The 15063-nt window shown below is 37.0% G+C and carries 15 protein-coding genes and 1 pseudogene; 15 read left to right on the top strand and 1 reads right to left on the bottom strand.

Going from position 1 to position 15063, the window contains the following annotated elements:
* Positions 1–146 precede the first annotated feature (146 nt).
* From rffG to P4S58_RS14215, 14 genes and pseudogenes are all read left to right on the top strand, one after another.
* Positions 147–1211, top strand: coding sequence for a dTDP-glucose 4,6-dehydratase (rffG, locus tag P4S58_RS14280; protein WP_238097028.1), 1065 nt, complete (start codon positions 147–149; stop codon positions 1209–1211).
* A gap of 2 nt (positions 1212–1213) precedes the next feature.
* Positions 1214–2077, top strand: coding sequence for a glucose-1-phosphate thymidylyltransferase RfbA (rfbA, locus tag P4S58_RS14275; protein ID WP_238097027.1), 864 nt, complete (start codon positions 1214–1216; stop codon positions 2075–2077).
* 12 nt (positions 2078–2089) lie between these two features.
* Entirely contained in the window at positions 2090–2962 is an 873-nt protein-coding gene (gene rfbD, locus P4S58_RS14270; RefSeq protein ID WP_238097026.1) for a dTDP-4-dehydrorhamnose reductase, read from the top strand.
* Positions 2963–2968: 6 nt separating this feature from the next.
* Positions 2969–3525, top strand: a pseudogene (rfbC, locus tag P4S58_RS14265) (dTDP-4-dehydrorhamnose 3,5-epimerase).
* Positions 3526–3551: 26 nt separating this feature from the next.
* The gene (locus P4S58_RS14260; RefSeq protein ID WP_337164339.1) at positions 3552–4334 is read left to right on the top strand and encodes an ABC transporter permease; all 783 of its coding nucleotides are present in this window, start codon (positions 3552–3554) and stop codon (positions 4332–4334) included.
* Positions 4335–4336: 2 nt separating this feature from the next.
* Positions 4337–6235, top strand: a complete 1899-nt coding sequence (locus tag P4S58_RS14255) for an ATP-binding cassette domain-containing protein (protein WP_238097023.1) — start codon at positions 4337–4339, stop codon at positions 6233–6235.
* Positions 6195–6929, top strand: a complete 735-nt coding sequence (locus P4S58_RS14250; protein ID WP_238097022.1) for a glycosyltransferase family 29 protein — start codon at positions 6195–6197, stop codon at positions 6927–6929. Before P4S58_RS14255 ends, P4S58_RS14250 begins: the two co-directional genes overlap by 41 nt.
* On the top strand, positions 6892–7503 hold the full coding sequence (locus P4S58_RS14245; RefSeq protein ID WP_337164337.1) for a polysaccharide pyruvyl transferase family protein: 612 nt from the start codon (positions 6892–6894) through the stop codon (positions 7501–7503). Before P4S58_RS14250 ends, P4S58_RS14245 begins: the two co-directional genes overlap by 38 nt.
* A complete protein-coding gene (locus P4S58_RS14240; RefSeq protein WP_337164335.1) occupies positions 7500–8102 on the top strand; it encodes a hypothetical protein in 603 nt (200 codons plus the stop codon). Before P4S58_RS14245 ends, P4S58_RS14240 begins: the two co-directional genes overlap by 4 nt.
* A complete protein-coding gene (locus tag P4S58_RS14235; RefSeq protein WP_337164334.1) occupies positions 8086–8976 on the top strand; it encodes a glycosyltransferase domain-containing protein in 891 nt (296 codons plus the stop codon). Before P4S58_RS14240 ends, P4S58_RS14235 begins: the two co-directional genes overlap by 17 nt.
* A gap of 13 nt (positions 8977–8989) precedes the next feature.
* Positions 8990–9985, top strand: a complete 996-nt coding sequence (locus tag P4S58_RS14230; RefSeq protein ID WP_337164333.1) for a glycosyltransferase family 2 protein — start codon at positions 8990–8992, stop codon at positions 9983–9985.
* A 73-nt stretch (positions 9986–10058) separates the two neighbouring features.
* A complete protein-coding gene (locus tag P4S58_RS14225) occupies positions 10059–10238 on the top strand; it encodes a hypothetical protein (RefSeq protein ID WP_337164332.1) in 180 nt (59 codons plus the stop codon).
* Between the two features lie 29 nt (positions 10239–10267).
* Entirely contained in the window at positions 10268–10954 is a 687-nt protein-coding gene (locus P4S58_RS14220; RefSeq protein WP_337164331.1) for a glycosyltransferase family 2 protein, read from the top strand.
* The gene (locus P4S58_RS14215) at positions 10947–12077 is read left to right on the top strand and encodes a glycosyltransferase family 4 protein (RefSeq protein ID WP_238097019.1); all 1131 of its coding nucleotides are present in this window, start codon (positions 10947–10949) and stop codon (positions 12075–12077) included. The genes P4S58_RS14220 and P4S58_RS14215 overlap by 8 nt, the downstream gene beginning before the upstream one ends.
* On the opposite strand, the gene P4S58_RS14210 is transcribed toward P4S58_RS14215, so the two are convergent.
* Positions 12056–13924, bottom strand: coding sequence for a polysaccharide biosynthesis protein (locus P4S58_RS14210; protein WP_337164328.1), 1869 nt, complete (start codon positions 13922–13924; stop codon positions 12056–12058). The genes P4S58_RS14215 and P4S58_RS14210 overlap by 22 nt on opposite strands.
* A gap of 182 nt (positions 13925–14106) precedes the next feature.
* On the opposite strand from P4S58_RS14210, the gene P4S58_RS14205 reads away from it, so the two are divergent.
* Positions 14107–15054 (top strand): UDP-glucose 4-epimerase family protein, encoded by a 948-nt coding sequence (locus P4S58_RS14205; protein ID WP_269350929.1) that lies wholly within the window; start codon positions 14107–14109, stop codon positions 15052–15054.
* Positions 15055–15063 lie beyond the last annotated feature (9 nt).

Raw genomic sequence — 15063 nt, 5'->3', positions numbered from 1 at the left:
GCCACTCATGTCTTTTTGATGTATGATTCCGCCCCAAATATGGAAAATTTAGTAATGTATGGCTTTTGGTACAGCTTGAACCAAGGGCGGTAGCGTGTCTAAAATTTATTAAATTAGTGATTAAATACTCTTGTGGATATGTGTAGATGAACATACTTGTGACAGGTGGTGCTGGTTTTATTGGTTCGGCGGTTATTCGTCATATTATCAATCAGACATCAGACAGCGTTATTAACGTAGATAAATTAACTTATGCTGGCAATTTAGAGTCTTTACTTGAAGTATCACAAAGTGACCGCTACAAATTTGAACAAGTAGATATTTGTGACCAAGCTGAACTTGATCGCTTGTTTAAGCAGTATGCGCCAGATGCGGTTATGCACCTAGCGGCTGAATCGCATGTTGACCGTTCGATTGATGGCCCTGCCGCGTTTATTGAGACTAATATCGTTGGCACTTATACCTTACTTGAAGCTGCGCGTAGTTATTGGAACACGCTTGAGAGCGATAAAAAAGCGGCATTCCGCTTCCATCATATTTCAACTGATGAAGTATATGGTGACTTAGAAGGGACTGACGATCTGTTCACTGAAGAAACTTCTTATGAGCCTTCTTCACCGTATTCAGCATCGAAAGCCTCTAGTGACCACCTAGTACGCGCGTGGCTACGTACTTATGGTCTGCCAACGATTGTGACTAACTGTTCAAATAACTACGGTCCATTCCACTTCCCTGAAAAACTGATTCCTCTAATGATCCTGAACGCACTAGATGGCAAAGCATTACCAGTTTATGGTGATGGTATGCAAATCCGTGATTGGCTATTTGTGGAAGATCATGCTCGTGCACTGTACAAAGTGGTTACTGAAGGCAAAGTCGGTGAAACCTATAACATCGGTGGTCACAACGAGAAAGCGAACATTGAAGTGGTGAAAACCATTTGTACTCTATTGGAAGAGTTGGTGCCTGTTAAACCACAAGGCGTTACTCAATACCTAGACCTAATCACTTACGTAAAAGACCGTCCTGGACACGATGTTCGCTATGCGATTGATGCTACGAAGATTGAACGTGAACTAGGTTGGAAACCTCAAGAGACATTCGAATCTGGTATTCGTAAAACGGTGGAATGGTATCTGTATAACAAAGAGTGGTGGAGCCGTGTATTAGATGGTTCATATAGCCGTGAGCGCCTAGGTGCGGGAGAATAACCGTGAAAGGAATTATTTTAGCTGGTGGCTCAGGTACTCGTCTATACCCAATTACTCGTGGTGTTTCTAAACAGTTATTACCTGTTTACGATAAGCCCATGATTTATTACCCGCTTTCAACATTAATGCTGGCGGGTATCAAAGACATTCTGATTATTACTACTCCTGAGGACAACGAAAGCTTTAAACGTCTGTTAGGTAATGGCAGTGATTTTGGCATTAACCTGAAATACGAGATTCAGCCAAGCCCAGACGGTCTCGCACAAGCTTTTCTGATCGGCGAAGAGTTCATCGGTAAGGATTCGGTTTGCTTGGTATTAGGTGACAACATATTCTATGGTCAGTCATTCAGTAAAACGCTGAAGAGTGCCGCTTCACGCGATCATGGTGCAACCGTATTCGGTTACCAAGTGAAAGATCCAGAGCGTTTTGGTGTGGTTGAATTCGACGCAAACATGAAAGCTGTTTCGATTGAAGAAAAGCCGGCTAAGCCTAAGTCAAACTACGCGGTAACAGGGTTGTATTTCTATGACAATCGTGTGGTTGAGTTATCTAAGCAAGTAAAACCTTCTGCTCGTGGTGAACTAGAAATCACGACATTAAACGAGATGTACCTAAGCGATGGTACGTTAAACGTTGAACTACTTGGCCGCGGCTTTGCGTGGCTAGATACAGGTACTCATGAAAGCTTACATGAAGCTTCTTCATTCGTGCAAACAATTGAGCACGTGCAAGGCTTAAAAGTGGCATGTTTGGAAGAAATTGCATGGCGCAACGGTTGGCTGAGTAATGAACAGTTAGAAGTGATTGCAAGACCAATGCTGAAAAATGCTTATGGGCAGTACCTCCAGTCGTTGATCAAATAGTTAGGGGAAAAAATGAGAGTTTTAATCACAGGTTGCAATGGTCAAGTTGGTCATTGCTTAACTGAGCGTTTGAAAAACAAAGCTGAGATTCTAGCCCATGATTACGAAGGGCTAGATATAACTGATCCAGTGGCAGTGAGCAAAACGGTAGCGGATTTCAAACCCGATTACATTATCAATGCGGCTGCACACACTGCCGTTGACCGTGCGGAGCAGGAAGTTGAACTTTCTAATGCGATCAACCGTGATGGTCCACAGTACCTTGCACAAGCAGCAGAGAATTGTGGTGCGGTTATGTTGCATATTTCAACCGATTACGTGTTTGATGGTGAAGGTGATAAACCTTATCTTGAATCTGACCAAACAGATCCTCAAGGTGTGTATGGTCAGAGCAAACTGGCTGGTGAAATCGCAGTTGCTAAGAGTTGTAAAAAGCATCTTATTCTACGTACAGCTTGGGTGTTTGGTGAGCATGGTAATAATTTTGTTAAGACGATGCTACGTCTTGTCCCAACAAGAGATGATCTTAACATAGTCGGTGATCAATTTGGTGGCCCAACATATGCGGGAGATATTGCTGATGCACTTATTGCTATGGTTGGATACATTGAACAAGGACAAAGACCTGAATGGGGAGTTTACCACTTCACAGGAATGCCCTATGCCAGTTGGTTTGAGTTTGCTACTAAAATTTTCCAGTTAGCCGAAAGTAAAGGTGTATTGGCTAAACAGCCTAAAATTTCTTCTATTCCAACATCTGCTTACCCAACTCCAGCTAAGCGCCCAGCGAATTCTCGTCTAGATTGCAGAAAAATTGAAAATCAATTTGGCATAAAACCTAGTGATTGGAATTCTGCGTTAGAAAACATTCAAGCTTATAAGTAGTTAAATATGAAAGTTATAGATACGAAAATCCCAGAAGTGAAAATTATAGAGCCAACGGTCTTTGGTGATGAGCGTGGTTTTTTCATGGAAACTTGGCAACAAAAAAATTTGAAGAGTTAGTGTCAGGTAAACCAACACAGTTTGTTCAAGACAACCATTCAAAATCTAAAAAAGGCATTTTGCGAGGGTTACATTATCAAACAGAAAACACTCAAGGAAAGTTGGTACGAGTTGTTTCTGGTGAAGTGTTTGATGTAGCGGTAGATGTACGGAAAGGCTCACCAACATTTGGTCAATGGGTAGGTGAATATTTATCTTCTGAAAATAAACGGCAATTGTGGATACCAGAGGGCTTTGCTCACGGGTTCTACGTTACTAGTAAAGAAGCTGAGTTTGTTTATAAATGCACAGACTATTATAACCCACACTCGGAACATTCAATTTTGTGGAACGATCAGAGCATTGCTATTCATTGGCCCATTAAAAAAGATTTAGATTTGATAATTTCTGAAAAGGATAAACAAGGATTGAAGTTAGAGCATAGCTCTTGTTTGGCTTATTAGTTTTAATGAACGGAAAAGGTAATTTTGTGAGTTCCATATTAGTTAAAGATTTTTCAAAGGCTATAACTGAGAGAGAATTATGGTCGACATTGGCTGTAATTGAGATTAAGAGAAGATATAAGGGAACTAAGCTAGGGGTGCTTTGGAGGTGCTTGAATGTAATTATCGTTGGAGTTTGTTTAGGATATTTTTATTCAGTAATCCTAAAGCAAGAATTTAGTGATTATATTCCTTATTTAATATCTGGCTATGTTACTTGGGAACTAATTCAACAGATGATTACGGATGGCTGCCGTATATTTACCAATAATGCAAGTCAGATTAAAGAAGTTCCGTTGAGTTATATATCATATGTTTTTAAGCATATTTTAAAATGTATTATAAATTTTTCACTTGGTCTGATATCTGTTATTTTTGTGCTGCTTTTTTTTGACCGTCTGCCTCAGTTAAATATAGTAGAGTTTGTTTTTGGAGTGTTGGTTTTAATATTTGCTGGATTTGGAGTTGGGGTTTTCTTGGGGGTGCTAGTTCTTTTAATAAAAGATATGTATGAGTTAATTAATAATATTCTTCGGTTAGTGTTTTTTATTACTCCAATCTTATGGATGCCTGAGCTAGCTGGAGAACGAGCGTTTTTAGTTCATTTTAACCCTCTTTATTACTTTGTTGATATTGTTAGAAGTCCGCTTCTGGGAGAGCAGATAAATGAAAATACTATATATATAACCTTTAGTATTGCAAGTGCTTTCCTTGTTTTTTCTGCCTTTTTATATACAAGGTACCGTTCCAGAATTCCATTTTTGGTGTAGTTATGGCTCATATTAAATTAAAAAAACTTGTTTTAGATTATCCTGTTAATAATAAGGATTTTGTTAAGAAAGACAATGAATCTCAAGTTGGCGGTAATATTATCACTGAGTCTGGTAAAACATATTTGCGAGCACTTGATAATATCAATATTGAAATTAATAGAGGAGATAGGGTTGCTCTTGTAGGACATAATGGCGCAGGGAAATCCACACTTCTAAAAGTTATGGCTGGTATCTATCAAGCCAGCAGCGGCGATGTTGAGGTTAGTGGGAAGGTAGCCCCTCTATTCAACTTGAAGTTTGGTATGGACAACGAGTTAACTGGATATGAAAACATTGAGTTGAGAGGGCTTTATTTAGGGCTATCCCGTAAGGAGATTCGAGAGAAAAAGCCCCGAATAGTAGAATGTTCAGGGTTGGGCGATTTTCTTCATATGCCGATAAAAACATATTCTTCGGGTATGTTGGCACGTTTGGCGTTTGCTGTTTCAACAAGCGTAGATGCTGACATATTATTACTTGACGAAATGATTGGTACTGGTGATGCGAATTTTATTAACAAAGCAAAAAACATGTTGGAAGAATTTGTTTCTTCATCAAATATTCTTGTGTTAGCATCACATTCAAATAAAGTATTGAGACAAATATGCAATAAAGCGATTTTATTTGAACATGGAAAAATTGTTTCTATGGGGGATATGGAAAATATACTTGAACTATATAGGCACAAAATTGATGTAGAGAGTAAAATTAAAACTAAATATGATGAGTCTATTACGCGTAACCTTCGTGCTCTTTTGATTAATGATACTGGGTTGACTGAAAATATAGGCTGTAGAGCGGTAAGGGCGGCTATAGAAAAATTAATATCTAATAAAATCGATATTGTTGAAAGTTCTTACGTAGGATATGGACAAGAATATTATAGTAATATTGCCTCACCAAGTTCAGATTGGATAGATCGAACTAATGATTATCCTAAGTACAAATCGATTTCTTCGGCATTAAATTATGATGAGTGGGAGTCGATTAGAGTTGAACAAAAAGATAATGACAGTTATTTATTAAAGTCTGACAATTATGATCTTATCATTGTTAATGCTGAGGGTAGTATTCATCATAATTCTAAGAGAGCTTTAGCAATATTAGCGCAAATAAAGAATTATACTGAAATTGGGAAAAAAGTTATAGTCCTGAATGCAACTATTAGTGATATGTCTGAAGATGTTTTGAAAAGTTCTCTGAATAATGTTGATTTTATACATGTGAGAGAAAAATATAGTCAAAGTTATCTTCAGTCATTGGGGTTAAAATGTACTTTATCTACCGATATTGCTAAAATCAGTATCAGTGAATCGCATAAATTTGTGATCAACACAGGGCTTATAAATCCTAAAATGAAAAATTGTTTAGTTAGTTTGGGTGTGTTAGCTAACGAGATATCAATTAAAAATACTTTAAATATAGTTCAAGGTTCAGGCTATACTCCATATTATCTCTCTATGGGAGATGGGAATGAGTTTAAAGTTGCGGCTAAAGTATGCGCAGAATTAGGTGTTGATATTATTGAATCTAAAAATCTTATATTAGATGATGTCCCTTCTTACCTAAAACAATTTGATATGGTTGTTTCTGGGCGCCATCATTTAAACCTTTTTGTCTTAGAATCTGGTGTGACTTTAATACCTCTCCCGTCGAATACATTGAAAATTGAGGGAACTTTAGAACTCTTGGAACCTACAATAGGTGTTGCTTATAATTATGAGTCACTAAAATCAATGTTAGATAACGGCGCTAACAATAAGAAGAAAAATCTGCTGTTAAAAAATGATTACATCAAAGAGTTTGAGACTGCTTTTTATGACTATATTAACGCCATTCGACCTAATTTCTCGCTTTGACGAACGAAGAAGTGTTATTTTTGTTGGTAATGCCCCTTCATTGAAAGGAGAAATGCTGGGAGAGTGGATAGACAGCCATGATATAGTAGTGCGCTTTAACAACTTACCTCCCAAAGCATTGGTAGCTGATGTAGGTAATAAAACGTCAATATTGGTTACCAATCCGTATATTGAAGAACGTGGTAACAGGCTTGAATATGATGAACATATGCTGGTGATTGCTTTATTTTCACAGACTCGTCGAGGGTCTCACCATGAATTTGAATATTGGCTGAACAATAATTCAGTTATATACTCCTATAGTCCAGATATTATTGCTGTAGAAGATAATAAACACTATGAATCTTTGAGTACGGGCACATATGGTATACAACTATTATCCAGAGTGCTTAAACCATCAGTTATATCAGTTACTGGTTTTACTATGTTCTTACAAAATACTAAGCATCATTACTGGAGTAATTTAACCCCTTCTGGAATAAAAGCTCATGATTTTGAAGTGGAAGCTAAGATATTTATTAACATAATAAATGGGTTTAGGGCGAAGGCAAAATTGTATATCACGGAAGATATTTCTTGGGTAGCGAAAAAATCAGGCATTAAAATAAAAAAGAAAAATACAGAGATTAGAAAATTAAATAATGATAGGTGGAGAAATGAAAGTAGGTCTTTTTGGAACTTTCGATGTAGATAACTTTGGTGATTTATTATTTCCTTTAATTGTTAGTAGTAAATTAGAGGGGGTAGAGGTGATTCCTTTCTCTCCTACTTCGATGAAGACTAGTTTTACTGATGCCTTACAAGCAACAGCGGTATCCGATAATGTTTTAGAACCATTGTCTGGTGTGATAATCGGTGGTGGTAATATAATTCGATTATCTTCCTCTTACCTAAATAACTACGTTAATTGTACGGTTGAGCATGTTGCATATCCTAATATTTGGTTTACGCCAACATTGAATAATTTGGATAATTCAGTCCCTATTATTTGGAATTGTCCGGGAGTTTCTGAATCACTTGATGGTGGTTTCGTAAATAGTATAAGTGATGTATTGGAGCGAACAAACTATATTTCGGTTAGAGATGATGAAAGCGCTGATTTATTACGTGTAGTAAATCACGATATTAATGTTTCAATTGTTCCTGACAGTGCTTGGCAAATTTCTGAAATCTTTAAAAAAGAAGAACTCAAATCATTATTCTTAGAAGTTATTAGGGAGAGCAACAGAGAAAATATGCAACGTTTCATTTTAACGACCGATACTTGACAAAGAACAGTTTATCTTCTATTTGTCGCTATGTTGAGTCTATATGTATTCAGTTTGATGTTACCCCCATTTTATTGGCATTAGGCAATTGTCACAATGATGAACATCTTATTAGAAATATAGCGGAGGGCTTAACTATAGACTCCATTGTTGTAGATAAACCTGATAGTTTAAAAAAATGCATAGCTATATTAGCTCATTCTATTGCCTACTTTGGTTCATCAATGCATGGATTCATTATTAGCAGCTCATATGGAAATATGGCTATATGTGTTGCTGAGGATAAAATTAAATTTGACGGTATTCAAAAGCTATTCTCAAATACACAAGTATATTTTAATAGTTGGGATTCTGTTTATGATAAAATAGATTTATTCAATTATTCACAACGTATTGAATTATCAAGAGAGGTAACAAGAAATGCTTCGCGTTTGCTATCTCAACACTGGATTAAAATAAGAGGATTGCTTGCTGATAAAACAAGAGAGGATGAAGAATTTATATTTAAAGGTATTGACAATATTAATCTGTCAATGAATTCAAAGCGAATTGAAATGATGCAAAAAAATCAGAGAACTAAATTTGCTTATACGGAATAAAAATAAAGAAATATATCGTCATCATCAAGTGATTAGTGAGCAACAATTAAGGTTAAATAGGTTTTATGTTCGTGGTGTGGAAAAAATAGCTGCTACTATTGGGAGGGTGCCTTATTCAAAGAGAGTCTATGTTAAAGGTAAAAATATATTATTTAAGTGTGTAGATCAAATTCAGTCAATATTAAGACGAAAACTGTCGAAAGAATTTTGGAGTTTTGATTCTGATGAAATAGCACGATTAGAAGCACATCGTAATTCAGAATCTAAGCGGCGTTTTGCAGTAGTCACCGCTGTGTATGGTGATTATGATGCATTAATGTTGCCTAAATCTATAGACGAAAGATTTGACTACTATTGCTTTTCAGATATAGGACGAGAAACGTTTGGTTTATGGAAGCTATGTAGCGCCCCATATTATGATAGTGATCCAACTCGAGTTGCTCGCTTTGTTAAAACTCATTTGCATACATTATTCCCTAATTACGATGTAGTGGTGTGGTGTGATGGAAATGTTAGATTTGATTATCGTTTGGGAAACAAAGTAGAAGAGTTCGATAGATCAAATTTTGAATTGTCTCTTGTTCGTCACCCGTTACGTAACTGTCTTTATGATGAAGCAGAAGCTTGTATTGAGCGTGGGAAAGATTCGGTTGATAAAATTAGAAATCAAATCGAGCGATATAAGAAGAAGGGCTTTCCTCGAAATTACGGAATGTATGAAACTAACTTATATTTAGTAAAACCCAAATATGAAAAGGTTCATGATTTTTATCGTATTTGGTGGCATGAACTGAAGGTTGGCTCAAGGAGGGATCAACTTTCGGTCACCTTCGCACTTCAGCAGAGCGAGGTACATTGTAACGATCTCATTTGATACTGGTTATTCTGTGAGAAACTCTGAAGGTTTTGAAATTTTTGAGCATAAAAAATCTAGATATCTTACTGCTCCTAAATCTCTCAAAGCGTTAAGTAAGTACTGCAAACCAAATTTTAATTACGAGCAAACTCAGTATAGAAACCTTGGTACCACATTGCCCCACAATGTTAGTATTGGCGTAATTATATGTGTTTATAATGCCTTGGAAGATGTTACCAAATGTTTGAATTCTGTGTTTGAATATTCAGGAAATGTATCTGAAGTTACTATTGTAAATGATAACTCTGATGAAGAAACCACAAACTATTTGCGAGAGTTTTCAAAATTACATAAAGTCAATTTAATAGAAAATGTAGATAATTTAGGGTACACCAAGTCAGCAAATTTAGGACTGTCATCATCAGTGTCAGATTTTAAAATATTGCTAAATAGTGATGCTATAGTTACTCCAAATTGGGATGTGAAGTTGGCTACTTTGGCATATTCAAGTAATGAGATAGGAATAGTTGGCCCTATTTCTAATGCTGCAAGTTCACAATCTGTGCCTGATATTAAAGGTACAAAAGGACAAACAGCAATTAATAATCTACCATCAAATTTAACACCCAATCGGATGAATGAAATAGCGGAAAGTTTTAAAGTTAAAGGTTATCCATCGGTTCCATTGATTCATGGCTTTTGTATTTGTATCAAAGCAGAAGTTATAAGAAAGATTGGCTATTTCGACGATGTTAACTTTGAGCGCTATTACGGAGAAGAAAACGATTATTGTTTAAGGGCGTATAATGCTGGATATGAATTGGCCATCGCTACAAACACATTTGTTTTCCATGCCAAATCGAAGAGTATTGAGGACGAGGAACGCCTTATTCATATGGAAAAAGCTGGTCAGAAACTAAGAAGTATATATGGTTCAGATGCTATACGTAATTATTGTTTGCAATTAGAACATAATCCAGTTTTAGTTCAATTGCGAATTCATTTTAAGAAAGAGATGGGAATTTAGATAGTTGGCTTTTTTATTATCCACCTTTTTAGGTGGATGTTTTCTTGTCAGCTAATTTTTAGTGGTATTGAAAATGGATAATTTAGGCGAGTCAATTGCTGCAATTGTTGTTACTTATAACCCCGATGAAGTCGTACTTAACCAATTGTTGGCTAGTTTATCAATGCAAGTTGATAGAGTTTTTGTTGTTGATAATGGGTCATCTAATTTAAAAAAAATGATAGCGGAAATATTTCTTGGATACCTCTGGTAAGTAATACCGGTATAGCTAATGCTCAGAATGTGGGTATTAAGAACGTTGTTGATTTAGGTTTCGAAAATTTAATATTATTTGATCAAGATAGTGCTATTTCAGAGGGGTTCGTAGGAAATCTATTAAATGCTAGAAATAAAGCTGAGTTGAGTGGTTTAAGTATAGCAGCAGTAGGGCCTGTTCATATAGATGTTGACACTAAAGAAAAAAGTGTTATTTCTTTAACAAAAGATAGGAAGTTGGTAAAATTACGTCCAGTAAGTGATAGTGACGATTTCACTCAATCTGATTTTATTATAGCTTCAGGTTGCCTTATTTCTGTCTCTGCACTTAATGTTGTTGGCTTGATGGATTCAGAACTATTTATTGATTGTGTTGATATAGAGTGGTGTTATAGAGCTAAAAGTAAAGATTTAGTTTGTATAGTTGCACTAGGAGAGATGATGTATCACAAAGTCGGAGATGCTCCTTTAAGTATATTGAGTCGTAATTTTACAACACATAATCCTTTACGCCATTATTATTATTATAGAAATTTTTATATTCTCTTACGTCGTCCATATATATCTTTAGCTTGGAAAAGATATACGTTTTTTAAATCTAGCGCACAAGCCATAATCTTCTGTTGCTTTTTAAAGCCAAGAATACAACACTTTAAATATATAATTAAAGGTATCTTTCACGGGATAATTGGGCGTAAAGGTAAATATGAGTAAAGTGGTTGCTTTTGTTATCAATGTAGATTGGTACTTTAATTTACATTGGGTTGAACGTGCAGAGTATTTTAAATCTTTAGGTTATTCCATTCATATTGTTAGTAATTTTAGCGATAAAGATATTCAAAATGTATTATTAGACAAGGGGTATCAGTGTTACCACCTAAATGTGAAACGGAAAAGTATTAATTTTTTCAACGAATTCATGAGCTTTAATCAGCTTGGGAAATTGCTTAAAGATATTAATCCAGATTTGATTCACAGTATTACTATTAAGCCCAACATTTATGCTGGATTATTGAATCGACTTTTTTTGTATAAACCGATTATTTATAGTATTACGGGACTTGGAGCTGTGTTCAGTTCATCTGCCTATAAGTTTATTATATTAAAGCGTTTGATCACTGTGTTATATAAGATGATATCGACACCACAATCTCATTTTGTATTTGAAAATAGCGAAGATAGTGAGTTATTCAAATCACTTGGTATTCTTAAGTACTGTAATGGGACGGTCATCAAGGGGGCAGGGATCGACTTAAACCGTTTTAGACCGTCATCACCGCCAAATAATGGTTCGATACTTTTTGCTGCTCGTCTTTTGCAAGACAAAGGGCTAAGCTGTTTGGTTGATGCACAGAGACTGTTAAAAGAGCGGGGCTGTCATTTCTCACTCAATGTCGCTGGGATTATTGATAATGATGTTTCATCCGCGATACCTCTGAGTCAAATCGAAGCTTGGGCGAATAATGGTGACATTAATTGGCTTGGTAATGTGAAAGATATGCCCAAATTGATTAGCCAGAATGACATTATATGTTTGCCTACAACTTATGGTGAAGGTGTACCAAGAATATTAATTGAAGCCGCATCATGTCAGAGGGCGATTGTCACTACAGATGTTGCTGGTTGTCGTGAAATTGTCAGCCACGATTACAATGGATATTTAGTCACTCCTAATAATCCTGAGTCTTTAGCTAATTATCTAGAGGCTTTAATTGTAGATAGCAACAAGCTAGTCAAATTTGGCAAAAATGGCCGGAAGAAAGTAGAACAAGAGTTTTCCCAAGAAATTGTGTTTGAAAAAACTCTTAATGTTTATCAAGCACTTTTAGGCGTATAACCCGTCGGTGCTTCAATTAATAAGCGCTTAATGCATTCGACATCAAAACTATGGCAACACGTATCTAGCTCTTTTAAAAGTATTTCCATTTCTTCCCAACTAAGTTTGTCCTCAGAAGCCGTCATGATTTTTTGATGGCTTGTACCCTCGACATTGTCACCTATCAACAACTCTTCGTACAGTTTTTCGCCTGGCCTCAATCCAGTGAACTTTATTTCGATATCGCCATCATCGCTGTTGCCATCGTAGAATTCTTTCATTCCCATGAGGTGAATCATTCGTTTGGCTAGATCGACGATTTTGACAGGCTCGCCCATATCCAGAACAAAAACTTGCCCATTACGGCCCATCGCGCCTGCTTGAATTACTAGCTGGGCGGCTTCTGGAATAAGCATAAAGTAACGAATGATTTCTGGGTGTGTAACAGTTACCGGGCCACCACATCGAATTTGTTTTTTAAACAGCGGGACAACTGATCCGGAAGAGCCTAATACATTACCAAATCTTACCATGGTAAATAATGTCTTGGTGTCAGTATCAGCTAAAGCCTGTAACACCAACTCAGCCATGCGCTTGGTGGTTCCCATTATATTTGTCGGACGTACAGCTTTATCAGTGGAAATAAGCGTGAAGTTAGCGACATCAGCTCGTATTGCTGCTCTAGCACAACAGAGCGTGCCGAATACGTTATTGCGAACACCTTCAACAATATTATCTTCAACAATGGGAACATGTTTATAAGCTGCTGCATGGTATACCGTCTCTACTTGGTAAGTTGTCATAATATTAAACAGTCGGTTTTCGTTTTGCACTGAACCGAGGGCGGTAATTATCTCTGTCTCACCTTTGATGTTCGCTTTAATACTTTTTAGTTCTTGATCAATTTTATAGAGGTTATATTCGTTCAGTTCAAAAAGAACCAAGGTTTTTGGTTTTTGTGCCAATATCTGACGACAAAGCTCAGACCCAATAGAGCCACCGGCACCTGTTACTAGAACACTTTTGCCAATGATGTTTTTTCTTAACAATTCTTTATCTGGGTCAACGGGTGCTCTTCCTAATAGATCTGCCACATCGAGATCCTGTACGTCAGTTGCCTGTGCCTTACCTGTTGCAATGTCTTCCACCGAAGGAACCGATTGTACTTCGATTGGCCAGCTAGAAAGCTTCTCAACCAAACGCAGGCGCTTTCCCTTGTTGATATTGTTGATGGCAAGCAAGAGTTTGACGGGTTGGTAGAGAGACTGAATATTCGCAAACTCGCTAGAGTGATGCACTCGAATACCAAACATGATCTGGCCAACTTTACTGGTGTCGTCATCCAAAATTGCTACCGGATGATATTCACCCCCTTGGATTAGAGAGTAGGCCAAGTCTCGTCCAGTAGAGCCCGCTCCATAGATTAGAACATTAGGTTTTTGTCTTTTGTAGTAATGGTAGTATACGGTTCGGATGAAAAGTCTTGGACCTCCAAGAGTTAATGTTGCCAATCCTGCGTAAATAAAAGGAACGCTGCGAGGAATAAATGCTTGAAAGAAAAATCCACTAAGAGCTAGCGTAATCGCTGATATCAGTACAGATAGAAAGATATAGCCTATGGCTGGTAACATCATGTAACGCAACACCGCTCGGTACATTCCCAGTTTCACAAAGCACACAATAGTCACTACAGCAGTCGTTATCATGCTGAGTAACTCTCGAGAACCTATATCAAAAGTCAGTGTATCCAGCCTTAAGGCATGCGCAGCAAGTAGCGAGGCAAATATCGCTAAAATATCGTAAATCAGAGTGATAATACGTTTATTATGTCGTTGTGCGTTAAGTAGAATTCGAATAGGTGTGAACATTGCGCTACAGCTTGCCTTATAATTATTCGCCAACAGATGAGTTGTTATGTGGAGTCTATTATTTTATATCGCCCAGATTGTAAAACTCTTGAGTACGATAAGCTAGCGTTCAGTGTGATAGACTTTGCACATACCAATGACTCTTTGTCACGTTTTCACTTTAAACTTTCGTGGGAATCACTTTGAAACTATTAGTAACTGGAGCATCAGGGTTAGTCGGTCATTCGATTGTCCAAATGGCCGTCATTAAAGGCTGGGCTGTTATAGGTCAATCGCGTAGTAAGAGCATTGACGATATTTCTATTTTCAAAAGTGAAATATCAGAAGACACAGACTGGAGAGAGGCTCTTCAAGGTGTTGATTGTGTCGTTCATTGTGCGGCACGCGTGCATCAAATGAAAGAAAATATAGAATCACCAATTGATGCTTACCGAGGTGTAAATACCTTCGGAACACTAAATTTGGCGCGTCAAGCCGCAAAGAACGGTGTTAAACGCCTTGTTTTTATCAGCTCGATAAAAGTAAATGGTGAATTTACACCTTCGGATGCTCCTTTTGTTAGCCAATCAAATCAAGTTCCTACTGATCCTTATGGACTTAGTAAGTATGAAGCAGAAAAAGGGCTGTGGGACATCGCAAAAGAGACAGGGCTTGAAGTGGTAGTTATTCGTCCACCGCTAGTCTATGGTCCGGAAGTTAAAGCCAATTTTTATTCTATGATGCGTTGGGTGGAAAAAGGCTTACCTCTGCCTTTAGGTGCTATTCGTAATCAAAGAAGTTTGGTTTTCTTGGATAACTTAGTTGATCTGATCTCGACTTGCTGTACGCATCCGAATGCTAAAGGCCAAACATTTTTAGTCTCTGATGGTTATGATGTGTCGACTTCTCAGCTTCTTGATAGCGTCTCGAAAGCGATGGGTAGACCAAATCGAATGTTACCAATTCCAATGTCATGGATAAATTTTGCAGCTCGATTGATTGGAAAACCTCAAATATCTCAAAAAATATGCGGAAACCTGCAAGTTGATATATCACATACCGAAGAAACACTAGGGTGGAAGCCACCTTATTCATTTGAGTATGGAATTCAGAAAACGGTGGATGCTTATTTAAAAAGCAATACAATATGAAACTGTTTA

Source organism: Vibrio sp. Hal054 (assembly GCF_037162405.1).
Taxonomy (GTDB): domain Bacteria; phylum Pseudomonadota; class Gammaproteobacteria; order Enterobacterales; family Vibrionaceae; genus Vibrio; species Vibrio diazotrophicus.
The sequence above is the reverse complement of the archived record's forward strand: the minus strand, read 5'-3'. Positions and strand labels throughout refer to the sequence as shown.